Annotated in this window: 21 protein-coding genes and 1 tRNA gene; 10 read left to right on the plus strand and 12 right to left on the minus strand. The window is 69.0% G+C overall.

Annotation, left to right across the window (positions count from 1 at the left end; translation table 11 throughout):
* The first annotated feature begins 47 nt into the window (after nucleotides 1-47).
* Both ARTB_RS17795 and ARTB_RS17800 read left to right on the plus strand, forming a co-directional pair.
* Complete coding sequence (locus ARTB_RS17795) at nucleotides 48-476, plus strand: Hsp20/alpha crystallin family protein (protein ID WP_279294384.1); 429 nt, start codon at nucleotides 48-50, stop codon at nucleotides 474-476.
* A gap of 65 nt (nucleotides 477-541) precedes the next feature.
* A complete protein-coding gene (locus ARTB_RS17800) occupies nucleotides 542-907 on the plus strand; it encodes a J domain-containing protein (protein ID WP_243181715.1) in 366 nt (121 codons plus the stop codon).
* Between the two features lie 17 nt (nucleotides 908-924).
* Here the strand turns inward: ARTB_RS17800 and ARTB_RS17805 are convergent, their stop codons facing one another.
* Nucleotides 925-1470, minus strand: a complete 546-nt coding sequence (locus tag ARTB_RS17805) for a TspO/MBR family protein (RefSeq protein WP_243181716.1) — start codon at nucleotides 1468-1470, stop codon at nucleotides 925-927.
* Between the two features lie 123 nt (nucleotides 1471-1593).
* On the opposite strand from ARTB_RS17805, the gene ARTB_RS17810 reads away from it, so the two are divergent.
* Complete coding sequence (locus tag ARTB_RS17810; protein ID WP_243181717.1) at nucleotides 1594-3111, plus strand: GH1 family beta-glucosidase; 1518 nt, start codon at nucleotides 1594-1596, stop codon at nucleotides 3109-3111.
* A gap of 42 nt (nucleotides 3112-3153) precedes the next feature.
* Here the strand turns inward: ARTB_RS17810 and ARTB_RS17815 are convergent, their stop codons facing one another.
* Entirely contained in the window at nucleotides 3154-4221 is a 1068-nt protein-coding gene (locus ARTB_RS17815; RefSeq protein ID WP_243181718.1) for an App1 family protein, read from the minus strand.
* A 75-nt stretch (nucleotides 4222-4296) separates the two neighbouring features.
* A complete protein-coding gene (locus tag ARTB_RS17820; RefSeq protein WP_243181719.1) occupies nucleotides 4297-5052 on the minus strand; it encodes a DUF72 domain-containing protein in 756 nt (251 codons plus the stop codon).
* Between the two features lie 103 nt (nucleotides 5053-5155).
* Between ARTB_RS17820 and ARTB_RS17825 the strand changes: the two genes are divergently transcribed.
* The 4 genes from ARTB_RS17825 (at nucleotide 5156) to ARTB_RS17840 (ending at nucleotide 8821) form a co-directional block, all read left to right on the plus strand.
* Nucleotides 5156-6943, plus strand: coding sequence for a glycoside hydrolase family 15 protein (locus ARTB_RS17825; RefSeq protein WP_028276136.1), 1788 nt, complete (start codon nucleotides 5156-5158; stop codon nucleotides 6941-6943).
* Nucleotides 6944-7117: 174 nt separating this feature from the next.
* Nucleotides 7118-7423 carry a DUF1508 domain-containing protein gene (locus ARTB_RS17830; RefSeq protein ID WP_028276137.1) on the plus strand — a complete coding sequence of 102 codons (306 nt, stop codon included), beginning with the start codon at nucleotides 7118-7120 and terminating at the stop codon, nucleotides 7421-7423.
* 63 nt (nucleotides 7424-7486) lie between these two features.
* The gene (locus ARTB_RS17835; protein WP_243181720.1) at nucleotides 7487-7804 is read left to right on the plus strand and encodes a hypothetical protein; all 318 of its coding nucleotides are present in this window, start codon (nucleotides 7487-7489) and stop codon (nucleotides 7802-7804) included.
* A 255-nt stretch (nucleotides 7805-8059) separates the two neighbouring features.
* Nucleotides 8060-8821 (plus strand): SDR family oxidoreductase, encoded by a 762-nt coding sequence (locus tag ARTB_RS17840; RefSeq protein WP_243181735.1) that lies wholly within the window; start codon nucleotides 8060-8062, stop codon nucleotides 8819-8821.
* Between the two features lie 57 nt (nucleotides 8822-8878).
* Here ARTB_RS17840 and ARTB_RS17845 read toward each other — a convergent pair whose 3' ends face one another.
* From ARTB_RS17845 to ARTB_RS17855, 3 genes are read right to left on the minus strand one after another with little or no spacing between them, the layout of a single operon-like run.
* Nucleotides 8879-9298, minus strand: coding sequence for a sterol carrier family protein (locus ARTB_RS17845; RefSeq protein WP_243181721.1), 420 nt, complete (start codon nucleotides 9296-9298; stop codon nucleotides 8879-8881).
* Between the two features lie 13 nt (nucleotides 9299-9311).
* Nucleotides 9312-10328: an asparaginase gene (locus tag ARTB_RS17850; protein ID WP_079555582.1), complete on the minus strand. Its 1017-nt coding sequence runs from the start codon at nucleotides 10326-10328 to the stop codon at nucleotides 9312-9314.
* A 36-nt stretch (nucleotides 10329-10364) separates the two neighbouring features.
* Nucleotides 10365-11939: a molybdopterin-dependent oxidoreductase gene (locus tag ARTB_RS17855; protein ID WP_243181722.1), complete on the minus strand. Its 1575-nt coding sequence runs from the start codon at nucleotides 11937-11939 to the stop codon at nucleotides 10365-10367.
* 445 nt (nucleotides 11940-12384) lie between these two features.
* On the opposite strand from ARTB_RS17855, the gene purD reads away from it, so the two are divergent.
* Nucleotides 12385-13695: a phosphoribosylamine--glycine ligase gene (purD, locus tag ARTB_RS17860; protein ID WP_243181736.1), complete on the plus strand. Its 1311-nt coding sequence runs from the start codon at nucleotides 12385-12387 to the stop codon at nucleotides 13693-13695.
* A 71-nt stretch (nucleotides 13696-13766) separates the two neighbouring features.
* On the plus strand, nucleotides 13767-14729 hold the full coding sequence (locus ARTB_RS17865) for a phosphoribosylaminoimidazolesuccinocarboxamide synthase (RefSeq protein ID WP_279294403.1): 963 nt from the start codon (nucleotides 13767-13769) through the stop codon (nucleotides 14727-14729).
* Nucleotides 14730-14804: 75 nt separating this feature from the next.
* Here the strand turns inward: ARTB_RS17865 and ARTB_RS17870 are convergent, their stop codons facing one another.
* The gene (locus tag ARTB_RS17870) at nucleotides 14805-16070 is read right to left on the minus strand and encodes a helix-turn-helix domain-containing protein (RefSeq protein ID WP_028277680.1); all 1266 of its coding nucleotides are present in this window, start codon (nucleotides 16068-16070) and stop codon (nucleotides 14805-14807) included.
* 131 nt (nucleotides 16071-16201) lie between these two features.
* On the opposite strand from ARTB_RS17870, the gene ARTB_RS17875 reads away from it, so the two are divergent.
* Nucleotides 16202-16420 (plus strand): hypothetical protein, encoded by a 219-nt coding sequence (locus ARTB_RS17875; protein WP_018776166.1) that lies wholly within the window; start codon nucleotides 16202-16204, stop codon nucleotides 16418-16420.
* A 246-nt stretch (nucleotides 16421-16666) separates the two neighbouring features.
* Here ARTB_RS17875 and ARTB_RS17880 read toward each other — a convergent pair.
* The 5 genes from ARTB_RS17880 to ARTB_RS17900 form a co-directional block, all read right to left on the minus strand.
* Nucleotides 16667-16743, minus strand: a tRNA-Pro gene (locus ARTB_RS17880).
* 128 nt (nucleotides 16744-16871) lie between these two features.
* The gene (locus ARTB_RS17885) at nucleotides 16872-18797 is read right to left on the minus strand and encodes an ABC transporter ATP-binding protein (protein WP_243181723.1); all 1926 of its coding nucleotides are present in this window, start codon (nucleotides 18795-18797) and stop codon (nucleotides 16872-16874) included.
* Nucleotides 18794-20617 carry an ABC transporter ATP-binding protein gene (locus ARTB_RS17890; protein ID WP_243181724.1) on the minus strand — a complete coding sequence of 608 codons (1824 nt, stop codon included), beginning with the start codon at nucleotides 20615-20617 and terminating at the stop codon, nucleotides 18794-18796. Before ARTB_RS17890 ends, ARTB_RS17885 begins: the two co-directional genes overlap by 4 nt.
* A 387-nt stretch (nucleotides 20618-21004) precedes the next feature.
* Complete coding sequence (locus ARTB_RS17895) at nucleotides 21005-21952, minus strand: metallophosphoesterase (RefSeq protein ID WP_243181725.1); 948 nt, start codon at nucleotides 21950-21952, stop codon at nucleotides 21005-21007.
* A 3-nt stretch (nucleotides 21953-21955) separates the two neighbouring features.
* Nucleotides 21956-24241: a transglycosylase domain-containing protein gene (locus tag ARTB_RS17900; RefSeq protein ID WP_043436419.1), complete on the minus strand. Its 2286-nt coding sequence runs from the start codon at nucleotides 24239-24241 to the stop codon at nucleotides 21956-21958.
* Nucleotides 24242-24245: the final 4 nt, after the last annotated feature.

Below are 24245 nucleotides of genomic sequence, written 5' to 3' on the forward strand. Positions count from 1 at the left end.
TGGGCTGTAGAAGGAATGCAGATCAAGTCTCGCTGAAGGAGTGGGAAATGATGTTGATTCGGACGGACCCGTTCCGTGACTTCGACCGGCTTGCGCAGCAGGTGTTCGGGACGGTGGCACGCCCGGCGCCCATGCCCATGGACGCGTGGCAGGAAGACGGCGTATTCGTCGTCGCGTTCGATCTTCCGGGCGTCAATGTCGACTCGATCGGACTCGACATTGAGCGCAACGTCCTGACGGTCCGGGCGGAACGGCGGGACCCGGCGCGGCCCGACGTGGAACTGACGGTCTCGGAGCGCCCCCGTGGAGTGTTCAGCCGCCAGCTGATCCTCGGCGACACCCTGGACACGGAGGACGTCAAGGCAAACTACGCCGACGGCGTCCTGACGCTCCGCATCCCGGTGGCGGAGGCCGCCAAGCCGCGGAAGATTGAAGTCACCCGTTCGCAGGACAAGATGCAGGAGATCGGGAAGTAGCCCCCGGGCCGGCGCGGCGCCCGCAGCGTCGCTCCGGCTCCGGCTGCAGGCAACGGAGACCGACCATGGCCGGCAGGAACCCTGATCCCCGAGGCTACTACGCGCTATTGCACGTCTCGCCGGAGGCGGGCCGGCAGGAGATTGGCCGCGCCTTCCGGGCGCTGATGCGCCGGCACCATCCCGACGTCGGCCAGTCTGACCCCGACCCTCCCGATGTCGGCGCCATCCTGCACGCTTTCGCCGTGCTGCGGGACGCCAGGAGCCGGGCGGACTACGACGCCGGCGGCTGGCGTCCCGCCGTCGAGGACGACACCTTCCATCACCGGAACGACCATGCCGGCCAAGGCAGCCGCGACATCCCGGTGCACATCATCCGGCGTCGGGATCCCCTTGTGCGCGTGCTCCCCGTCCGCTGGGAACCCGGGCCGTGACCGGGAAACACTTGGGATCAGTTGCTGGCGGCGGCATAGGCGTTCAGGCTCAGCGAGAACACGATCCAGGAGAGGTACGGCAGCATGAGCAGTCCCGCCGCCCGGCTGATCAGGCCGAACCGGACCACCGTGACGGCGGCAGCCACCGTATGGACGGCGATGAGCAGCAGGGCCAGCCAGAGCGCGGCCCCGCCGGCCATGGGGTACATGCCGAAGAACAGGGGCGCCCAGGCGAGGTTGACGAGCAGCAGGATGGCGTAGACGGGCATGGCCCCCCGGCCGCGCCCGGAGCGAAGTCCTGTTCCCCGGCGCCAGACCAGCCACGCCGCCACTGCCATGGTCGTGTAGAGCACCGTCCAGACCGCTCCGAAGGCCCAGCCCGGCGGAGTCCAAGGAGCTTTCTCTGCCGCCGCGTACCAGCCGCCGGCGTTGCCGATAATGACCAGCGACGCCACGAAGGACACCCCATGGGAAACCGCCAGGAAGCAAAGGAGGGCTGCCGCCTGCCGGCCGGGGCTGGGCGGCGCCGGCGGCCGGCGGTTGACGCCCTGTTCAATTTTCACGTGCACCGATCAACAGTGGCCGTTGGCATCGCGTCCGTCAAACGGCCAGGGTCGTGGCGCTCACCCCCGGGGGAGCCTAAGATCAGTCAACCAACCACCGAAACTACATAGAGGTCCCCGTCGATGAACGCTTCCGCCAAGGATCTGGCTTCCCTTCTTCCGCCCGGCTTCACCCTGGGTGTGGCGACCTCCGCCTTCCAGATCGAGGGTGCACTCGATGAAGACGGCCGCGGCCCTTCCGGATGGGATGTCTTCGCCGCGAAGCCGGGGTCGATCGTGGAGGACCAGAGCCCGGCCGTTTCCTGCGATCACTACCACCGGATGCCCGAGGACGTGGCTCTGATGAAGGAGCTGGGGATCGACTCGTACCGGTTTTCGCTGTCCTGGTCCAGGATCCAGCCCGGCGGGAGCGGACCCGCGAACCCTGCCGGGCTGGACTTCTACGACCGGCTGATCGACCTGTTGCTCGCCAACGGCATTTCCCCGATGGCCACGCTCTACCACTGGGACACCCCATTGCCCCTGGACGAGGCCGGCGGCTGGATGAACCGTGACACGGCCTACCGGCTGGGGGACTTCGCCGCCATCGCCGCGTCTGCCTTCGGGGACCGCGTGAGGCGCTGGGTGACTGTCAACGAGCCCGCCACGGTCACCACCAACGGCTACGCCCTGGGCATGCACGCGCCCGGGGAGGCCCTCATGCTCAAGGCCCTCCCCAGCGTGCACCACCAGCTGCTGGGCCACGGCCTGGCGCTCCAGGCGCTGCGTGCCGCCAAGGTGCCGGGCGACATCGGCATCACCAACGTCTACTCACCGATGGTCCCGGCCACCGCGAACCCGCTGGACAAGGTCAGTGCCGGACTCATGGATGTGGCGCAAAACCGGCTCTACGCCGATCCGGTGCTGCTCGGCAAATACCCGGATGTTATCCGGGCCGCCACCTTCTTTTCGTCGTCCTTCAGCCCGTCCAGCGAAGACATGGAGCTGATTTCCCAGCCCCTGGATTTCTATGGCCTGAACTACTACATGCCCACCCTTGTCGGGGCGGGTCCGGGTGAGGGGGCCGTGCCGCCCGGAATGGCCGAGGCCATGGGGGACGACCTCAGCGGGACACCCGGTGCGCCCTTCCACATCGCGCAGTTCCCGGACACCGAGACCACGGCCTACGGCTGGCCGGTCAAGCCCGAATTCATATCCGTCGCCCTGGCCGAGATGGCCGACCGCTACCCGGATCTGCCCCCGGTCTTCATCACCGAGGGCGGGGCCAGTTTCGAGGACGTCGTGGTCCAGCCTGTCGGGACGGACCGCCGGATAATCCCGGACGAACGGCGCCTGCGTTACCTCGCAGACCACATCGGCACGGCCCTGGAAGCGACGCGTCCCGGCGGCGCCGCCGAGGCCATCGACCTTCGCGGCTACTATGTGTGGTCCTTCATGGACAACTTCGAGTGGTCCGCCGGCTACAAGCAGCCGTTCGGTCTGGTGCACGTCGATTTCGATACCCAGGTCCGCACGCCGAAGGCCTCCTACTACTGGCTCCAGGAGGTCATTGCGGCCCGCAGCGCGGCGTCCGCCGGAGAGCCGGGCAGCGCCGCGCAGCCCGGCGGCGCCGGCAGGCAGGACGAAACCGCCGACGTCTGAGAGCCGCACCCGGCAGCCTGACGCCCCTCAAGCCGGGTCAACCTAGAGCAGATCCAGGTCCTGCAGGCCCTTGGCGAGCCCCGCGCCGTCGGGCGAATAGAACCACGGGACGGAGGACTCCGAGTGGTCTCCGGTGTCGGAGTGGCCGCCGGCGAAGACGGCCTCGCTGGCCGAGAGCTGCCGGATGCCGATCGCGGCCACCTGGTCCGGGTGCTTCTGCGCGAAGCCGGAGTAAATCTCTTCATCGTGCTGGCCGTTGTCGCCGAACAGCAGCCAGCGCATGTTCGGGAACTCCTGGGCCAGCAGCTCAAGGTTCCGCCGTTTGTGTTCCTGGCCGCTGCGGAACCAGCGGTCGTGCGTCAGTCCCCAGTCCGTGAGCAGCAGCGCGCCGGAGGGATAGAGGTTCCGGGCAATAAAACGGGCCAGGGTGGGAGCTGCGTTCCACGGCCCCGTGGACAGGTAGATCACCGGCGCCTCCGGGTGCTCCACCTTGAGCCGATCCAGCAGGACGGCCATGCCGGGTGTCGCCATCCGTGCCCGTTCGTTCAGGACGAAGGTGTTCCACAGCGCCAGGAAGGGCCGGGGGAGGGCGGTGACCATGATGGTGTCGTCAATGTCCGAGACGATGCCCAGCCTGGTGTCCGGCGAGATCACGAAAATCCTGGCCTCGACCGGTTCCGTTCCCTCGGCGCGCAGCACGGCCGTATGCCAGCCCGGGGTCAACGCCACGTGAACCAGGGTGTCCACCAGGCCGCCGCGGTCCGCATGCACGCGGGTGGCGACGCCGCCGATCTGGATCTCCACCTCGGTGAACTGGACCGGGACGCTCGTGAAGGCACGCCAGCCGCGGAAGTTCTGGTTGCCGTTCAGGGCCAGCCGCTCCGCCTTGCCGCCGGGCACCGGCCGGCTGGTGAGGACCACCCGGCCCAGTACCCTGACCCACTCGGTCGAGCCGTAGCCCTGATAGGCGACTGTCTGCGGGCTGAACTTCCAGCGCCGGGCCGTCTTGAGCCGGAACCCGTTGACGGTGTCCGACACCCAGTGGGCGAGCCGGAAGGCCCTGTTGCCGGACACGGGCAGCTGCTGCGCTGGTTGCGAGGCCAATTCCATGCCTCCACTCTCCCACAGTGCCGGGCTCCGGCCGTGCCGGCGGGGTCCCCGGACCCGGGCCCCCGCCGCGCCGGATTACCAGCGTGGCGGCTGACCCAGCAGCCCGCGCAGTGTGGCGGCGTTGCGGACGGCGTTGCCGCCGCCGTCGTTGTTGAAATACGCGTAGACGTCTTTGCCGCCGGCCTGCCACTCGCGGATCCGGTCCGCCCACCAGCGCAGGTCGTCATCGGAATAGGACCCGCCGTACAGGACGTCGTGGTCGGGGCCGTGCAGCCGGATATAGACGCACGCCGCGGTGGCGCGCAGGACGCACGGTAGCCCGGCGCCGCTCATGATGCAGTAGGCCGCGCCGTGACGTTCCAGCAGGTCGTATACGGCGTCGTCGTCCCAGCTGGGGTGGCGAAACTCCACGCACACGCGGATCCAGCCGGGCAGAGCCGACAGGAAGTAGTCCAGCCGGGCGTCGTCGCGCGCCAAACCCGGGGGCAGTTGGACGAGCAGCACGGCCCGCTTGTCGCCGAGTTCGTGCCAGCACCGGGTGATCCGGTCCGCCCAGACCTCGGGGGCGTAAAGCTTCTTGGCATGCGTCAGGCCGCGGGGCGCCTTGACGGACAGGGCGAAACCGTCGGGCAGGCGGCGGCGCCAGCTGGCGAACGAGTCCTCTTTCGGCCAGCGGTAGAAGCTGGCATTCAATTCCACGGTGTCGAAGCGGGCCGCGTAATATGCCAGCCTGTCCCGGGCCGGCAGGCCCGGCGGATAGAGGACCCCGTCCCAGTGGTCATAGCTCCAGCCGGAAGTGCCGATCCGCACAGCGGCCACGTGCCCTGCCATGCCCCTTCCCCTTCCGCCCTCCGCCGTGCGCCCTCCACCGTGCTCCCTCCACCGTGCTCCCTCCACCCTGCCGGGGCGACGGCCGTGTGGCACTGTAAGTGTCATGGTACGCATCGAGGATTACGCAATGGTCGGCGATCTGCACACCGCTGCCCTGATCAGCACCGAAGGCTCCATCGACTGGCTGTGCCTGCCGCGCTTCGACTCGCCGGCCTGTTTCAGCGCCCTCCTCGATTCCCCCGCGGCCGGCCGGTGGCTCCTGGCGCCGGCGGGCGGCGGGGAATGCACGCGCCGCCGCTACCGGAAGGGCACGCTGATCCTTGAAACCGAGTGGGATTTGCCCGAGGGCAAGGTCAGGATCATAGACTTCATGCCGCCCCGGGACGAGGTGGCGGATATCGTGCGGATCGTGGTCGGTGTCCGCGGCACGGTGCGGATGCGCGGCGAACTGGCTCTCCGGTTCGACTACGGCCATATTGTGCCGTGGGTCCGCCACGACGAGCTCGGGATCCACGCTGTCGCCGGGCCCGATGCCGCCTATCTGGTGACCGAGGCGCCGCTGCGCGGTGAGCGGATGCATACCGTCAGCGACTTCACGGTCAAGGCCGGGGAGCGTGTGCCCTTCGTGCTGACCTGGAGCCCCAGCCACCTCCGCCGGCCGCGGTCGGTGAACCCGGAAACGGTCCTGGCGTCCACCGAGGAGTTCTGGCTTCGCTGGTCGGCGAAGTGCACGGTCACCGGGCGCTACCGCGACGCCGTCCAGCGCTCGCTGATCACGCTCAAGGCCCTGACGTTTGCCCCCACCGGCGGGATCGTGGCCGCCGTCACGACGTCGCTGCCGGAGGAGATCGGCGGCACCAGGAACTGGGACTACCGCTTCTGCTGGCTCCGCGACGCCACGCTCACGCTGCAGGCGCTGCTGGCCGCGGGCTACACGGAGGAGGCCGGCGCGTGGCGCGACTGGCTGCTCCGCGCCATCGCCGGGGACCCGGCGGATCTGCAGATCATGTACGGGCTCCACGGCGAACGCCGGATGCCGGAGCTCGAACTGCCGTGGCTGAAGGGCTACGAAAACTCCGCTCCGGTGCGGACCGGTAACGGTGCGGCCGGCCAGCTGCAGCTCGACGTCTGGGGCGAGGTCCTCGATTGCCTGTCCCTGACCCGGAACTCCCTGCTCAAACACACCGACGACGCCTGGGACGTCCAGGTGGCCCTCATGGAACATCTGGAGACGGCCTGGCGCCAGCCGGACAACGGGCTGTGGGAAATGCGCGGCCCGCAACGCCACTTCACGCACTCCAAGGTGATGGCCTGGGTGGCGGCGGACCGCATGGTCAAGGGCGTCCGGGACTTCGGCCTGACCGGCCCGGCGGACCGTTGGGAGGAGCTGCGTGACGCCATCCACGCCGAGGTCATGGCCAACGGGTTCGACGCCGACCGCAACACGTTCGTGCAGTCCTACGGGCGGCCGGAGCTGGATGCGAGCCTCCTGCTGCTGCCCCGGGTGGGGTTCCTCCCGCCGGATGATCCGCGCATCATCGGAACCATCGACGCGGTCCAGCGCGAGTTGACGCACGACGGCTTCCTGCGCCGCTACCTGCCGGCACAGAGCGATGACGGGCTGCCCGGCGAGGAGGGGGTGTTCCTGGCATGCTCCTTCTGGCTGGTCGAGGCCCTGATCGGGGCTGGCCGGCGCCACGAGGCCCGGGAGCTGTTCGAGCGCCTGCTGGCGCTGCGCAACGACGTCGGGCTCCTCAGCGAGGAGTGGGGCGTCGAGACCGGCCGGCAGCTGGGCAACACGCCGCAGGCCTTCAGCCACTTCGCCCTCGTCATGAGCGCGCTGGAACTGCATGAAGACGGCGTCCGCCGTAGCGACACCCCGCTTCCGTGATCCGCGCCCGCGGCCCCTCAGTGGCCCCCGCGGCCCCTCAGTGGCCCCCGCGGCCCCGCCGCGGCGACCGCCGACGGACGAAGAGCGGGACCTTCAGCACTTTCCCCGCACCGTAAAATAAGTACACTTACTAATATCCCGGCGGGGGATACGAGGGAACTAGGAGTGTTGCAAATGGCGGGATATTTTGAGCTCGTGGACGCGCCCGACGGCGGCTACCGCATTCGGATGATGGACGGGGCAGGGCAACTGATGGCAGTCTCAGTGACGTTTCCCACCAAGAAAGCCGCCGTTGCCGGCGTCGCCCAGGCAAGGGAAATCGCCGGAACCGGCCTGATCAGGGACCGCAGCGCCGATGGCCGGGCCGCCGTGCCCGGATCGTCCGCCCGGGTGATCAGGGGGCGGCGCGGCGGTGCCGGGCGCTCAAACTCCACCCTGGGGGGCTCGCTGGCGGGCAAGAGGGCGCAGGCCCGTACCTGACCTGATCATCGAGTAGGCCGTTTCCCCAGCCGGTTCGCCGCGCCGAACGGTTACAGTATGGCCATGGAGCAGCGGGGGAATCGGAACTCCGGCCGTGCCCGCAAGAATCTGCTGGGCCGTGTGGCGGTGCCGCTCACTGCCGCGGCCATGCTCCTCGCCGGGCTGGCCCTTCTTGCCCGGCCGGGGACGCAGGAGGACTTTGGCTGGGTCGCGTATGCTCCGCTGGCCACGGGGCCGGTCGTGCTGCAGGGGCTCATGATCATGGGCCCGTGGATCTGGGCAGGGGTCGCGCTGATCAGCACCGGGTTGCTCCTGCTGGCGTTCTGGTCCGGCTACCGCACGGGCCGGCAGGCCCGGGACCGCGGCGACGACTCCCGCTAGGCGGCTGCCGCTCGGCCGTCCGCCCCGCAGCCGGGCTGAAGCGCCTCCCGCCGCTCGGCCGTCCGCCCCGCAGCCGGGCTAAAGCGCCTCCCGCCGCTCTGCCGTCCGCCCCGCAGCCGGGCTGACGCGCCTCCCGCCGCTCTGCCGCCGCCGCAGACAACACATTTCGCGGCAGTCCGGGCGCGAAACACTGCCGTGATGTGCCGTCTCGGCGGTACGCTGGCCGGGCAGCGCGTAACCGTCGAGGAGGACCTCATGAGCCAGCACCACACCCCCGGAAGGGTCGCCGTCGTCACCGGAGCCGGTTCCGGCATCGGCCGCGCAGTGGCCAGGCTCATGCTGGCCGAGGGATACCGGGTGGTCCTGGCGGGGCGGCAGGAAGAAACGCTCCGCGAGACCGCGGCCGGCCACCGCCAGGCGCTCGCGGTCCCGTGCGATGTCACCGTCCCCGCCGACGTCGAACGGCTTTTCGCCGCCGCGCTGGGGCAGTGGGAGCGCGTGGACGTGCTCTTCAACAACGCCGGCGTGTTCGGCCCCGCCGCCGCGGTGGACGAGATCACCGTGGAGGACTGGGACGCGACCCTCGCCGTGAACCTCACAGGGTCCCTTCTCTGCGCCGCTGCCGCCGTCCGGGCCATGAAGGCCCAGTCGCCCCAGGGCGGGCGGATCATCAACAACGGTTCGGTCGCGGCGCATTCGCCGCGGCCGCGGACGGTGGCCTACACGGTGACCAAGCACGCCATCACGGGGCTGACCAAAAGCATTGACCTGGACGGGCGGGGCTTCGGCATCAGCTGCGGACAAATCGATATCGGCAACGCGGCGACGGAGCTCATGGAGGAGATTGGCGTCGGTACCGGGGCGGCCCAGGCGGACGGCAGCCTGCGGGCCGAGCCGACCTTTGCGGTGCAGGATGCCGCCCGGGCCGTGCTGCTGATGGCCGGGATGCCGGCGTCGGCCAACGTGGGATCCCTCGTGGTGACAGCTGCGGGCATGCCGTTCATGGGGCGCGGCTAAGGCGCGGCTGGGGGCGCGGGCCCGGCTGGTGGGTCCTGCGGGACGCCGCCGGGGGACCTAGAGGGGCAGGAGGGCGGACAGGTCCGCGCGCAGTCCCGAGGCGGCAACACGGCCGGCGGCGACGGCGTCGGCCCAGCTCAACCGTCCGCTGACCATCGCCAGCCAGGTGTCGGCGTCGCACTCGATGACGTTTGGCGGGGTGCCGCGCGTGTGCCGCGGGCCCTCGACACACTGGGTGACGCCGAATGGCGGGACGCGCACCTCCACGGAGTTCCCGGGCGCCCGCGCGGTGACTTCCTCCAGGCAGTAGCGCACTGCCGTCGCGATCGTGGTGCGCGGGACGGCGCCGGGTCGTCCAGAGCCCGTGACTCCGGCGGCCGGCACGTTCGGGCCCGGTGCGGTCGCCGTGGCTTTCTGCCACGCGGCGAGGGCCGCGCGGCCCTCGTCCACAGCGATTCGACGGCGCGATACAGCCACTTTCCCGAGTCTCCTAGTCCAGCAGCGCTGCGACGGCCCGCCCGAGCCGGATCTTGCCCACCGGGCGTCCCCCGCCCAGTACCGGGTCCACCACCTTGTCCAGGACGCTGGACACTTCAGGGATTTCGACGGCACCGGAGGCCGCGAGGAGCGTCAGGCCTACCAGCGTAGTGGCCCGGATGTTGCCGTCGAGCATCTTGATGGCAACCGAGACGCCCTGGCGGGTGGCCATGACCAGGACGCCCTCGGCGCCGATCTTGGCCAGGATGCCGAGTTCGTCCATGACGATCGTGTTGGCCTGCCCGCGCCCCTGGACGGCCCACGGGTAGTCCAGCATGGACGTGGCAATGGTGGCTGCCCGCGCGTTCGAGTTCTTGTCGCCCGGGGCCTTGGCCAGCTTCGAGTAGGCCCGGGCCAGGCCGATCAGGGAGACGGCGGCAACCGGCGCGCCGCAGCCGTCGATGCCCAGGTGGGTGATGCGTTCGCCGCAGTACTCCTCGATCACGGAGCGGATGCGCTGCTGCAGCGGGTGGTTGGGTTCGAGGTAGCTGTTCTTGTCCCAGCCGTTCTCCGTGCACGCCCAAAGGAACGCGGCGTGTTTGCCCGAACAGTTGAAGGCCAGCCGGGACTTGCCGCGCTCGGTCTGCACGAGCCAGTTCCGGGCCGTCTCATCCTGGGGCCAGTCGGCCGGGCACTGCAGCTGGTCTTCCTTGGCCCCGGCCGCCTTGAGCATGCCCTCGACCACGTCCATGTGGTCCAGGGATCCGACGTGGCTGCCGCACGCGATGGCCACCTGGGCGCCCCGCAGGGGCACGCCGGACTGCATCGAGGCCAGGGCCTGCAACGGTTTGAGCGTGGACCGGGCAAAGATCGGGGCGTTCACATCGCCGAGCTCGATCACTACCGTCCCGTCCGCGGCCAGCACCACGGCCGAGCCGATGTGGCGGGACTCCACGAAGCCGCTGCGTTCGATGACTGCCAGTTCGACGGCGGAGTCGACTGTGAATGTTGCATGCGGGTTCAAAGCCATGCTGCAAGTCTATGGTGCCCGGTGCTGATACCCCGGTTATTCCACGGTCACCATCACCGACTGCCAGCCGGAGGCGCCGTCCGGGACCGGATCCGCTCGCTTGTCCGTCTGGACCTCGCCCTTGCCGTCCGTGGCGCGCACCTTGATGTAGTGCGGGCCCGGCGTGGCATCCCAGTCCAGGGACCACTGCCGCCACGTGATGAGGGAGGCCTCGGCGGAGAGTACCGCCTCGGTCCAGGGCCCGCTGTCGATCTGCACCTCGACCTTGGTGATCCCGCGGGTCTGGGCCCACGCGGTGCCGCCGATGGCGATCTTTCCGGCAGGGACCTTGGCGAAGGACTTGGGCACCTCGACCCGCGCCATGGTCTTGATCGGGCCGCGTTCGGACCAGCCGCGCTGGGTCCAGTACGCCTTGCTGTCCGCGAACCGGGTCACCTCCAGGTCCACCACCCACTTGGTTGCGGAGACGAAGCCATACAGGCCGGGAACCACCATCCGCACCGGGTAGCCGTGCTCGAGCGGGAGCGCCTCGCCGTTCATGCCGATCGCCAGCATCGCGTCGCGGTCGTCCTGGAGGACCTCCAGGGGCGTGGAGGCGCTGAAGCCGTCAGCCGAGGTGGAGAGCACCATGTCCGCGCCCTGTGTCGGGCGGGCCAGCTTCAGGGCGTCGCGGATGGGCATGCCCAGCCATTTGGCGTTGCCGGCCAGGTTGCCGCCGACCGGGTTGGACACGCAGGTCAGGGACACATGGGATTCGATGAGCTGGGCGTCGAGCAGGTCCTGGAAGGTAAGCCGGACCTCTTGTTCCACGAGGCCGTGGATGCGCAGTTCCCAGTCCTGGACGTTGATCTCCGGCACGCTCAGCGCCGTGTCGATCCGGTAGAAGTCCTTGTTCGGGGTCAGCCACGGCGTGACGCCGGGCGCCTTGGACTGGACCCCGGCCGGGACCGCGGCGGCGGCCTTGGCGGGCGCGGGCAGCTGCAGCGACTCGCGGGCCGCGGCCACGTTGCTGCGGGCCGCGCTCAGCAGGCGGCCGCCGGTGGCGGCAACAGCCGAGGCGGCCGCGGTGATGCCGGCGGCGGCGAAGAACCCGCGCCGCGTGGTCGCCGGGCGCTCGGGTTCCTTCGCGGCGAGGTCGGCGGCCCGGTCCGGCCATTCCTGCATCCGCCACAGCCGGGTGATCAGGAGCCGCAGCACCACCAGCCCGGCGACGGTGCCGATCAGGGAGGGAATGGCATCGACCGGCTTGACGCTGGCCCGCGTCACCACGCTGCCGACGATCACGGCGCCCATCAGCACCACCCCGGCCACACCCAGGGCCCATTTCCGGTACGCCACGATGCCGAGCACGCACGCCAGGAGCAGGATCGTGACCGCCATGCCGACGAACAATGCGGCCTTGTCGTTGGTGCCGAACGTTTCAACGGCGAAGTTCTTCATCCACAGCGGCGTGAAGTCGATGAACGTCGATCCCAGCGCAATCAGGGGTGTCGCCCGTGTGGTGAAGAACGCCCCGATCAGTTCCGCGACGGACAGGACGACGGCGGCCGCAGCCACTCCGGCCACCGCGGCCAGGGCTGTGGCGCCGCGGGACCGCTTGCTGGGCTTCATGCTGGGTTTGTTCATACATGCCATTCGTAGCCGTGCGCCCCGCGGATTGTCCGGCGCCGGGCTTGGCTCCGGCGCGTGGGCATGCCCTCCTGCCGGACCCTGGCGTGGACATGCCCCGCGGTCCCCGGGACATGTCCAGCCTTGGGGCCCGGGCGTGGGCATGTTCTCCGGCACCACGGGACATGTCCAGCCCTGGGGCCCGGGCGTGGGCATGATTTCCGGCACCACGGGACATGTCCAGCCCTGGGACCCGGGCATGGGCATGGTGGCATTGTGCCCATTGGACGTGGCCGGGACTGGGCATATCCGCGGGTGGCCCCGGTGCCCGGCGCCGCCGAGCCGCGGATTGCCCGGTGCCCGCGAGGCGCCGCGGCGAAAATTGAGCATGTCCAGCGGCCGACACAGCTTAGGAGCCTTCGGGGTGCACCACGTACCCTTGGAGACTGTGAAGGTACTTGTCATCGGCCCCGGCGGCCGCGAACACGCCATTGTCCGATCCTTGCTTGCAGACCCGAACGTTTCCGAGGTCCACGCGGCCCCGGGCAACGCCGGCATCAGCGCGCTGGTCCCCACATACGCGATCGACGCGAACAATCCGGACGCCGTCGCCGCGCTGGCCCTCAAGCTCACCGTTGACCTGGTGGTGGTCGGTCCGGAGGCGCCCCTCGCCGCCGGCGTGTCCGACGCCGTCCGCGCCGCCGGCGTCCCGGTCTTCGGCCCCAGCAAGGCCGCGGCCCAGCTGGAAGCGTCCAAGGCCTTCGCCAAGGAAGTCATGGCCGAGGCCGGCGTGCCCACCGCAATGGCCCGCGTCGCCTCCAACGCCGGGGAAGCCGCCGACGCCCTCGATACCTTCGGCGCCCCGTACGTCGTCAAGGACGACGGGCTCGCGGCCGGCAAGGGCGTCGTGGTCACCTCCAACCGCGACGAGGCCCTCGCGCATGCCCAGACCTGCTTCGACGCGGGCGGCACCGTGGTGATCGAGGAGTTCCTGGACGGACCCGAGGTCTCCGTGTTCGTCCTTTGCGACGGCACCAACACCGTGGCCCTGTCCCCGGCGCAGGACTTCAAACGCATCTTCGACAACGACGAGGGCCCCAACACCGGCGGCATGGGCGCGTACACACCGCTGGAATGGGCCCCCGAAGGCCTCGTGCAGGAAGTGATCGACCGCGTCGCCCAGCCCACGGTCAACCAGATGGCGCACCGCGGCACCCCGTTTGTCGGCGTCCTCTTCGTCGGCCTCGCCCTGACCTCGCGCGGCACGCGGGTCATCGAATTCAACGTCCGGTTCGGCGATCCCGAAACCCAGGCCGTCCTCGCCCGGCTCAAGACGCCCCTCGGCGGGCTGCTCATGGCCGCGGCCAAGGGCGAGCTGGACAAGGTGCAGCCGCTGCGCTGGTCCAAGGACACGGCCGTCGCCGTCGTCGTGGCCGCCGAAAACTACCCCGACACCCCGCGGACGGGCGACCGCATCCGGGGCCTGAAGAAGGTCGACGCCCTGGACGGCGTCCACGTGATCCACGCCGGGACCAAGCTCGACGGCGAAGGCAAGGTCGTCTCCGCCGGCGGCCGCGTCCTGGCTGTGGTGGCGCTGGGCACGGACCTCGTGGAGGCCCGGGAGCGGGCGTACGACGGCGTCGAGCTCGTCCAGCTGGACGGCAGCCAGTTCCGCACTGACATCGGCGGCAAGGCCGCCCGCGGCCAGATCCGGGTAGCCGGGCCGGGAACCGCGGCCGCGTCGAAAGCGAAGGCATGAACGTGACCGAATCCGCAGCGCCGACGCCCGGCACCCAGCCCGAGACCACGCCCGAGACCACGCCTGAGACCATGCCTGAGACCCCGCCTGAGACCGTGCCTGAGACCGTGACCAAGGGCGGGCTCGACACCGCCACGCAGGACCTGCCCGGCTGGCGGCACGTCTACTCCGGCAAGGTCCGCGACCTTTACGTCCCCGCGGATCCGGCCGTCGCGGAACGCTTCGGCCAGGACTGTGTCCTGGTGGTGGCCAGCGACCGGATCAGTGCGTTCGACCACGTCCTGGCCAGCGAGATCCCGGACAAGGGCCGCATCCTGACCCAGCTGAGCCTGTGGTGGTTCGACCAGCTCGACGTCGCGCACCACGTCCTCGCCTCCACGGCCGACGACGGTGTCCCCGCCGCCGTCGAGGGCCGGGCAATGATCTGCAAGAAGCTGGACATGTTCCCGGTCGAATGCATCGCCCGCGGCTACCTCACCGGCACCGGGCTCGCTGAGTACCGCGCGTCGGGCACAGTGTGCAGCATCCCGCTGCCAGCCGGCCTGGTTGACGGGTCACGGCTGCAGGAGGCGATCTTCACGCCGTCGGCCAAGGCCGAGGTGGGCGAGCACGACGAGAACATCACTTATGACGCCGTCGTGGGCCTCGTGGGTGCGGACGTCGCGGCGGACCTGAGCAGGCTGACCCTGAAGATCTATACCAAGGCCGAGGAAATCGCGCGCGGCCGCGGCATCATCCTGGCGGACACCAAGGTGGAGTTCGGCCTCGACGCGGCGACCGGTGTCATCACCCTCGGCGACGAAGTGCTGACCCCGGATTCCTCACGGTTTTGGGATGCGGCCACGTACCAGCCCGGGCAGGCGCAGCCGTCCTATGACAAGCAGTATGTGCGCGACTGGCTGACCTCGCCGGAGTCGGGCTGGGACAAGGCCTCGGACACGCCCCCGCCCGTCCTTCCGGCCGACGTCGTGGCGCGCACCCGCAGCCGCTACGTGGAGGCCTACGAGAAGCTCACCGGCCGGACGTTCGCCTAATCTAGCCCGGCCGGCCGGCCGTTCGCCTAGCCGAGACGTTCGCCTTGCCGGGCCGTTCGCCTGGCAAGGCCGGGGCTAGGCTTCCGCGGAAGCGGCCTCGGCCCGGCGCTGGGCGAGCTTGATCTCGAGCACGGCGTCCAGCGCCTGCTGGACCCGGTCCGAGGCGCCCGCCGCGCTGAACTCCTTCTGGGCTTCCTCGAGGTACACCAGCGCCTCCGCGGCCTCCCCGGCAGCCTTGAGCGCCTTCCCCAGCAGCAGGGAGACCTCGCCGGCCGTGTGCCGGGCCAGAGCCTCCCGCTCGGCATGGATCTCGCGCAGCTTCTGGACGGCGGCCACGATGTCGCCCGTGAGGTAGAGCCAGCGGGCCCGGATGAAGGCGACCTCCAGCTGGTCGGTCTTGTTGCCGCCGACAATCGACAGGGCCAGTTCGGCGCGCTCGATCGATGAGAGCGTCTCGGGTTCGACGATTCCCGAGGACAGGCGGACGGCGGCGGAGGCCTTGTTGAACCGGGCCCACAGGTCGATATCGTTGGCCGGGGAGAGCAGCCGGCCGGCCCGCTCGTGGTACTTGATCCCCTCGGGATAGTCGTGGCGCATGAAGGCCACGTTGCCGATCACCCAGGCCACCTCGCCGGCGAGCTGGGACATCGAGTGGTCGTCCATCTGGTCGTTCATGGCCTGGCAGTACTCCCAGGCCTCATCGAGCCGGCCGCTCTCGGCCAGGGCACCAATCAGGGCGCGGAGGGCGCCGATGATCATGGTGGAGCCTTTGGGCAGCTGTGCGCAGAGCCGCACCGCTTCCTGCGCATGCTCGACGGCGGCGGTCAGCTGCCCCTGGCCCTGCGAGGCTGCGGCGAGCATCTGTTGGGCCCGGACGCCGAGCCCGGCCGACTCCGCGGCCATCGGGTGCTCCAGGAGATTCTGGACCACGTCCTTGCACTCCTGCCAGAGGCCCTGCTTGATCAGGCACTCGGCCTGCATATAGGTCATGTTCCACCACGCGCTGGTGTTCCTGGCCTCCAGGGCGATCTTGGCGGCGGCGGCGGCGTGGGTGGCGGCCACGGGGTAGTCCCGGAGGTCCCAGGCCTGCCGGGCATACAGTCCCGCGAGCACGTATTCGGCGTCGCTGACGGACACCGGCTGGCTCCAGGCCTCGAGCGCCTTGGGGGCCAGTTCAAGCCGGCGGGCAAGCTCCTCGATGACATCGGCGGTCGGCTCGCGGCGTCCGGTTTCCAGCAGAGAAATGTAGCTGGGGGAGTACAGGTCACGGCCCAACTCCGCCTGCGTCAGGCCCCGTTCGAGCCGTTCCGCGCGGAGCTTCTCCCCAAATCCGTTCCCCACGGATACCTCCTAATTCCGGACATTCTTTGTACTAAATGCTTGACAGTCTCTGTAGAAACCATTTTACAATGTGTGTCAACAAGGGTAGTGCTGACTTGGTTAAGGAACCCCAACCCATATTGAGGAAACTTATGTTGAAGAAGATTGCAGCCGGCGCCGTTTTGGCGGGCGCACTGGCATTCTCCGCCGCGGCCCCGGCCGTGCTGTCCGCTGCTTCACTTACCGATGTCTCAGACGTTGCCGCCGTCGGCAACTGGCCCGACCCCATGCGCACCGCCCAGGCGGTGGGCAACTGGCCCGACCCCATGACCCACTCGCTGAATGTCGGCAACTGGCCCGACCCGATGTAACAAGCCCGATGTAACAGCCCCGATATGGCAGGCCCGGCGCAGCAACGTCCGGCGGCCCGTGGCACGGATATCCGGCACAGCCCCGGGAGGTTTCCTCCCGGGGCTGCGTTGTGTCCGGAGGCGGGGCAGGGCGCCGGGCCGGGCCGATCGCCGGTGCCGGGTCATGAAATCGCGCCGAACCTGCAGCCGGACCTACAGTCGGACATACAAAAGAGGACCCTCCGTGTGGAGGGCCCTCTTTGTGTTTGGTCGGGATGACAGGATTTGAACCTGCGACCTCGTCGTCCCGAACGACGCGCGCTACCAAGCTGCGCCACATCCCGATCCGTTGCTTCAAAAGCAACTTCACAAGAGTATCCGATCATGGCCCCGGATGTGAAATCGGGCGCCGGCCGGGATGTGTCCCGCCGTCGTTCCGGCCCGGACGCCGACCGGTCCCGGCAGGCGCTGTTCAGACCAGCGAGTCTTTCCAGGCGCCGTGGAGCCGGGCGAAGGCGCCGCCGTCGCCGATCAGTTGCTCCGGGGTGCCGTCCTCCACGACGCGTCCGTCGTGCACCACCAGTACCCGGTCTGCCGTCTCCACGGTGGAGAGCCGGTGGGCAATGATCAGCGCCGTCCGCCCGGCACCGGGGGCCGAGTCCGGGCCGGGGGCCGGGTCTGCAACGGGTTGTCCGCCGCCCGCCTGTCCACCGGACGGCCGCTGGCCTGCCTCCCGGGTGCCGGCCTCCCGCGTCCCGCGCAGGAGCCCCGCGAGGCCCTGCTGGACCATGCGCTCCGACGGGATGTCCAGCGAGGACGTTGCCTCGTCCAGGATCAGCACGGCCGGGCGGGCCAGAAACGCGCGGGCGAAGCTGATCAGCTGGCGCTGCCCGGCGGAGACACGGCCGCCGCGCTTGTTGACGTCGGTGTCGTAGCCGTCCGGCAGTTCCATGATGAAGGCGTGCGCCCCCACCGCCCGGGCCGCGTCCTCGATCTCCGCTCGCGAGGCTTCGGGCCGGCCCAGGGCGATGTTGTCCGCCACGGAGCCGCTGAACAGGAAGGCCTCCTGGGTGACCATGACGACGTTCCGGCGCAGGTCCTCGGTGCTGAGCTGGCGCAGGTCCACGCCGTCGAGGGTCAAGGACCCGGCGGAGACGTCGTAGAAGCGGGCAATCAGCTTCGCGAGAGTGGATTTGCCGGCGCCGGTCTGCCCGACGAGCGCGACCGTCTGCCCGGCGGGGATGTGCAGGTCCAGCCTCGGGATGACCACCGGGCCGTCGCCGTAGCGGAATTCAACGCCGTTGAAATCGATGCTGCCCCGCGCGTCGTACAGGGCCGCGGGTGTTTTCGGCGGTCTGACAGTGGGCCGCTCCTCGAGCAGGCCCGAGACCTTTTCCAGGGCCGCCTGTGCGCTTTGGAAGGAGTTGTAGAACATGGCCATCTGGTCCACCGGCTGGAAGAAGCGCTTGGCGGACAGGATCAGGGCCAGGAGCACGCCGACCTCCAGGTCGCCGCTGAGGACCCGGAAGCCGCCGGTGAGCAGCACGAGGGCCACGCACACGTTCCCGATCAGCACCAGCCCCGGCTGGAAGATGCCGTTGAGGTTGATGGAGCGGACGGTCGCGCGGCGGTAGTCCTCCGACAGTTCGGAGTAGCCCGCGGCATTCTCGCGTTCCTTCCGGAAGGCCTTCACGGCGCGGATCCCGGTGATGGTCTCCACGAAGTGCACGATCAGCCGGGCCGAGACCACCCGGGATTCGCGGAAGGCGATCTGGGAGTGCTTCTGGTACCAGCGGGCCAGGAAATACATCGGCACGCCGGCGGCCAGCACCAGCACGCCGCTGCGCCAGTCCAGGGCGAACACCGTCACGGCGGTAAACGCCATGAACAGCATTCCCGAGGCCAGCGAGCTCACGCCGGAATCCAGGAGTTCGCGCAGGGCCTCCAGGTCCGAGGTCTGCCGGGCGATGATGCGCCCCGAGGTGTATTTCTCGTGGAATTCCAGGCTCAGCCGCTGCGTGTGGCGGAAGACCCGGACGCGGAGGTCCAGCAGCATCGCCTGGCTGAGCCGCGCCGTCGAGGTCACGTACAGGGCGGTCAGGCCGGCCGCCACGACGGCCGCTGCAAGGTAGGCGGCCCCGGTCAGCACCAGGGGAAGGTTGTCGCCGGCGCGCACGGCGGGCAGGGCGTGGTCGATGCCGAAGGCGATCAGGGCCGGCCCGGCCACGCGGGCGGCCTGGGACAGGACGACAGCGCCGATCGTCAGCCAGAACCGGGCCCGGACGGGGCGGATCAGGGAGCCCAGGAGGGTCAGGGAGCGCCGCCGGACGGCCTTGCTTTCGTTCCTGCTGAGGTGCGCGTTGTCCTCATTGGCGGTGCCGAACGTTGCGCTGCTCATCGGGAAATCTCCTCGGACTGGTCCTCGAGGGCGGACAATTCTGAATCCAGGTCCCGCGGTTCCGGGTCCAGGCTGGCGATCACGTAGCGGTAATGGCTGTTCCTGGCGAGCAGCTCCGCATGGGTTCCGACGGCGGCGATCCGGCCGTCCTCGAGCAGGGCCACCCGGTCGGCCAGCGCCACCGTGGAAGGCCTGTGGGCCACGATCAGCGTGGTCGTGTCCGCGAGGACTTTGCGCAGCCGGGCCTCGACGAGGACCTCGGTGTTCACGTCCAGCGCCGAGAGCGGGTCGTCCAGGACCAGCACAGCCGGTTTCGCGGCGATGGCCCGGGCCAGGGCGATGCGCTGGCGCTGGCCGCCGGAGAGGCTGAGGCCCTCCTCGCCGATCAGGGTATCCACCCCGTCCGGCAGGGAGTAGGCGAAGTGGGCCTGGGCGACGTCGAGGGCTTCCTCCAGGGCCGCGTCGCGGCCCTCCGCCGATCCGGCGTCGGGCGCGCCGAGCAGGACGTTGTCCCGGACGGAGCTGGAGAACAGCGTGGTGTCCTCAAACGCCACGGAGACCACGGTGCGCAGGTCCTCCACCGCGAACTCGCGCAGGTCCACCCCGTCGATGGTGATGGCACCGCCGGTGACGTCATAGAGGCGGGGGACCAGCTGGAGCAGGGCGCTCTTGCCGCCGCCCGTGATGCCCACGAGGGCCATGGTTTCGCCGGGGCGGATGTCCAAGGTGATGTCCTTGAGGATCGGCTTGTCCGGGGCGTCCTCGAACGCGAACGAGGCATTGCGGAAGCTGAGGGCACCCTTGAGGCCGGCGGGGCGGCGGGGCTGGTCCGGGCTGGTGATGGTGTTCTGCGCGTCCATGACCTCGAAGTGCCGGTCCACCGCGGACTTCGCGGTGAGGGCCATCGCCAGCAGCATGCCGCAGAACTCGACCGGCGCGGCAACCACGGCGGCGGTGGCGAAGAAGGCCACCAGGGACCCGATGGAGAGCTGGTCCGTGGAGGCCAGCAGGATGCCGACGACGAGGCCGGCCCCGAGCGCGAGTTCGGGCAGGAGCGTCACCACCAGGCTGAAGGTGGCCAGGTGCTTGGCCTTGGCGATCTCGGTCTGGCGGAGTTCCTCGGCCTGTTCGTTGAAGTTCTCCAGGGCCTCCCGGCTGCGGCCGAAGGCCTTCAGGACGCGGATGCCGTGCACGGATTCCTCGACCGTGGTGGCGAGGTCCCCTGCCTGGTCCTGGCTGCGCCGGGCCACCTTGCTGAACCGGGTGCGGAAGCGGAATCCGTAGATCATGATCGGCACGGCGGCGGCCAGGAAGATCAGGGCCAGCTGCCAGCTCATGGCAAACATCACGGCGACGCCGATCACCACGGTGAGCGTCGTGACCACCAGCATGATGGCGCCGAAGGCCATCCAGCGGCGCAGGAAGTTCAGGTCCGTCATGGCCCGGGACAGCAGCTGACCGGAGCCCCAGCGGTCATGGAAGGAAACCGTGAGGTCCTGCAGATGTCCGTAGAGCGAGACCCGCATCCGGGTCTCGACGGTGGTGGCGGGATTGATGACGAACTGCCGGCGCAGGGCCACGAGGCCCGCCTCGGCGATGCCCAGGACCAGGATGAGGAGCGAGGCAGTCCAGACGGCTTCCGCGCTGCCGCCGGGGGTCAGGGACTCGTTGACCAGCACGCGCAGCACCTGCGGGATGGCCAGTGCCATGACGCTGGCCAGCAGCGCACAGAGCAGGCCCATGACCAGCCGGGGCAGGATTGGCCTGACGTGCGGGTAGAGACGGCTGATGGAGGTGAAGAATGAGCTCTGCTTGGCCATGCCTGCTTCTTAAGACGCCCGTGCATAGATCGCACCGTTGAATGTAGTTTCCTGTAGCAACTACCCTAGGCCATCGGGTGACGGGATTCACACGTTGTTCAGCGCTCCCAGCATCTCGCCCAGTCATTGCGATCCGCAATGGGGTGCGGATGGCTGGGCACCCCGGGACATGTCCAGTGGTGCCGCGCCCGGTGGGACATGTCCAGTGGGGGTGCCCCGTCCGGTGGGACATGTCCAGTGGTGGCCGTGGCGGGTGGGCATGGTGGGTCTATGCCCATTGCTCGCGACCGGGGGAGGGCATGTCCCGTGGGGCCGGCGCGAGGGGAGGACATTTCCACCCGCCAGAGCGCCAGACCGCAGGACGGGCAGGACTGGCTGCGGCCAGGCCTAGGCGCGGGAGGTCAGCGTTAGCAGAACGGCTTCGGGCCGGCAGGCAATGCGGACCGGGGCGAAGCGGGACGTGCCGATGCCGCCCGAGACGTTCACCGGCGTCGTTCTCCCGTTGCTCTCCCAGGTGTGCAGCCCCCGGGCCCGCCAGGTGGGCAGATCGCAGTTGGTGACCAGGGCCCCGTAGCCCGGGACGCAGATCTGGCCGCCGTGGGTGTGGCCGGCCAGGAGGAGGTGGGCGCCGGCTTCAGTGAAGTGGTCGAGGACGCGCTGGTAGGGTGCGTGCGCGACGGCGATGCGCAGGTGCGGGTCGGCGTCCCTGCCCTTGGTCCCGCGTGGCCAGCCCGCGTACCGTTCGAGGCGCAGGTGCGGATCGTCGACGCCGGAGAAGTCGAAGCGCATGCCCTTGAGTACGACCGACTGGCAGCGGTTGGTCAGGTCCACCCAGCCGGACATGCCGAACTCGGAACGCAGCCGGGGCCAGTCGAGCCTTTCCGGGTGCTTGCGCTCGCCCGAGGGCCCGAGCAAATATGACGCCGGGTTCTTCAGGCTCGGGCCAAAGTAGTCGTTCGAGCCGGGGACAAACACGCCGGGAAATTCCAGCAGGGGTCGCAGAGCCGCCACGAGGGGGTCCACGCCCTTGGCATGGCTGAGGTTGTCGCCCGTGTTCACCACGAGGTCCGGCCGCAATTGCGCCAGGGAGGACAGCCACTGCGCCTTCCGGTGCTGGCCCGGAACGAAGTGGATATCGGACAGGTGCAGTATCCGGAACGGGCCGAACCCGGCCGGCAGAATGGGGAGGGTTTCCTCCCTGACCACAAACTGGTTCTTCTCCCACAGCCCGTAGCCGGTAGCGGCCGCCCCCGCCGCCGTCCCGATCGCGGCGGTCACGGCAAAGCCGCGTCCGATGCTTCGAACGCGGCTCGCCAGATCATTGCCCAGGGTCATCGGCTACTTCTTGCCGGAGGACTTCGTGGGTGCCGGTGTCGGGTCGGCGGACGGTTGCGTGGCCGGCTCGGTGCTCTTCCCGGTCGGAATGGTGGTCCGCGGCACTGTTACCGGGTCCGGGACCGGGGCCGGGGAGTACAGCATGTCCGACGGCGGGTCCGGGAACGGATCGGTGCCGTAGGCCGGTGCCACCTGGGCCATGTAGTTCGAGAACTGCGGCCCGGCGATCATGTAACCGTCGATGCCCTTGTAGAAGTTGCCGTTGATCGTGACATTCTGCCCGGCACGCTTCTGGTCGCCCAGGGGATCGCCAAACCACGTGGCCGTCGCGAGGCCGCTGGTGTAGCCCGCCACCCAGGTAGAGCTGTTGTTGTCGTTGGTGCCCGTCTTCGCCGCAATGGGGAAAGTGGTCCGGGTCGAAATCCGGGGCACAATGAGCGAGCCCGAGCCGCGGTTGAGCACTTCCTGCATAGCGTACGCGACGCCGTGGGCCACCTCGGGCTTGATCGCGTCCCTGCAGTTGGGTGATTGGGCCGGCAGCTGGGCGCCGGTCGCGTCTGTTACCGACTCGATGGCCATCGGTTCACAGTACTTGCCATTGTTGGCGAAGGTGGCGAATGCGCTGGCCATGGTCAGCGGCGCCGTCTGGGTGGACCCGATGAGGTTGCCGAGGGTGGTCATCGGCACCGGGGGGTTGGGGTTGTCCGCGCTCGGCAGCCCGCCGTGGATGCCCACTGCGTCCACGACCTTCTGGATCCCGCAGAGGTCCACCTGGGCGGCGGAAGCGAACGTGATGGTGTTGATGGAGTTCGCCAGGCCGTCAAGGACGGACATGTACTTGTAGTGGGTCTCGTCGGCGTTCTGTAGGTCGTAGCTCCCGTTGGACGCGTCATACCAGCCGGTGGTCGGTGCCGGGCAGGTGTTCTTCCAAGGGAAATTCTGTGGATATCGCCGCACGGCGCCGTTGAGCTGGGTGCTCATCGACTTGCCCTCGTTGAGCCACTCCGCGAACGTAAACGGCTTCATCGTGGATCCGGGCTGGAAGCCGCCGAGGCCGTTGAGGTCATTGCCCTTGGCATCCTGCACGTCCACGTTGAAATTCTGGGTCTGGTCGAACTTGCCGTCGGCCGGGAACCAGACGGTGTTCTGGGCCATGGAGACGATCTTGCCGGATCCCGGCTGCACGGACACCAGCGAGGCGCCCCACTTGTCCGGGTTCGCGCCGGCCGACCCGTCCACCTGGGCCTGCGCCACGGACTGGGCCTTCGGATCCAGCGTGGTCTTGATGGTCAGGCCGCCGCGGAAGATCTTCCGCTCACGCTCGGCCGCGTCGGCCCCGTAGGCCGGGTTGTTCAGGAGCAGGTGGAGCACGTAGTCGCAGAAGTACGGCGCCGTCTGTGAATAGGCACAGCCCTGGCGGGGCTGGGTGACCTTGGTCTGCACCGGTGTCGCGACCGCTGCGTCGTAATCGGCCTGCTTGATCTTGCCCTGCGTCAGCATCGCGCGGAGCACGAGGTCGCGACGGACCTTGGCGTTCTCCGGATTGGTGATCGGGTCATAGTAGGAGGGGCTGTTCACGACGCCGGCCAGCAGGGCCGCCTGCGGCAGGGTCAGGTCCTTGGCCGTGGTGCTGAAGAAGAACTTGGACGCGGCTTCGATGCCGTAAGCGTCCCGGTTGAAGAAGACGATGTTCAGGTAGCCCTCGAGGATCTGCTCCTTGGTGAACTTCTTCTCCAGCGCGATGGCCAGCTTCATTTCACGGAGCTTGTCCCCGACGCCCTTGTTGACGCCGTTGAGCAGGACCTCGCTGCCCTTGCCTTCGGCCTCCAGCGAGGAGTTGATGACGTTGTTCACGTACTGCTGCGTAATCGTGGACGCGCCCTGCTTGTTGCCGCGGGCGGTGCTCACGAGCGCGCGCAGGATGCCGGTGGTGTCCACACCGCCGTGCTCGTAGAAGCGGCTGTCCTCGATGGCGATGATCGCGTCCTTGATGTGCGGTGACATCTGGTCCAGCGAAACACGGGTGCGGTTTTCCGCGTAGAGGTTGGCGATCGGGCTGCCGTCGGACGCCAGGATCGTGGTCGACTGGCTCGGCGGATCGACCTTCAGCTCTGCGGGGAGCGTGTCAAAGAACTGGATCGAACCGCTCGCCGCGCTGCCCGAAACGGCCGCCGCGGGGACCAGGAGGCCCGCCACCAGGACACCGCAAATAGCGCTCACGCCCAGGAAAAGAAAGATCTTTCCGAGGGTGGTGGCCGTGTCGAATAAAGGGTTCTTGCCAGTCGCCATGTTT

The sequence above is a fragment of the Arthrobacter humicola genome, from assembly GCF_022803015.1.
In the GTDB taxonomy this organism is placed as follows: domain Bacteria; phylum Actinomycetota; class Actinomycetes; order Actinomycetales; family Micrococcaceae; genus Arthrobacter; species Arthrobacter humicola_A.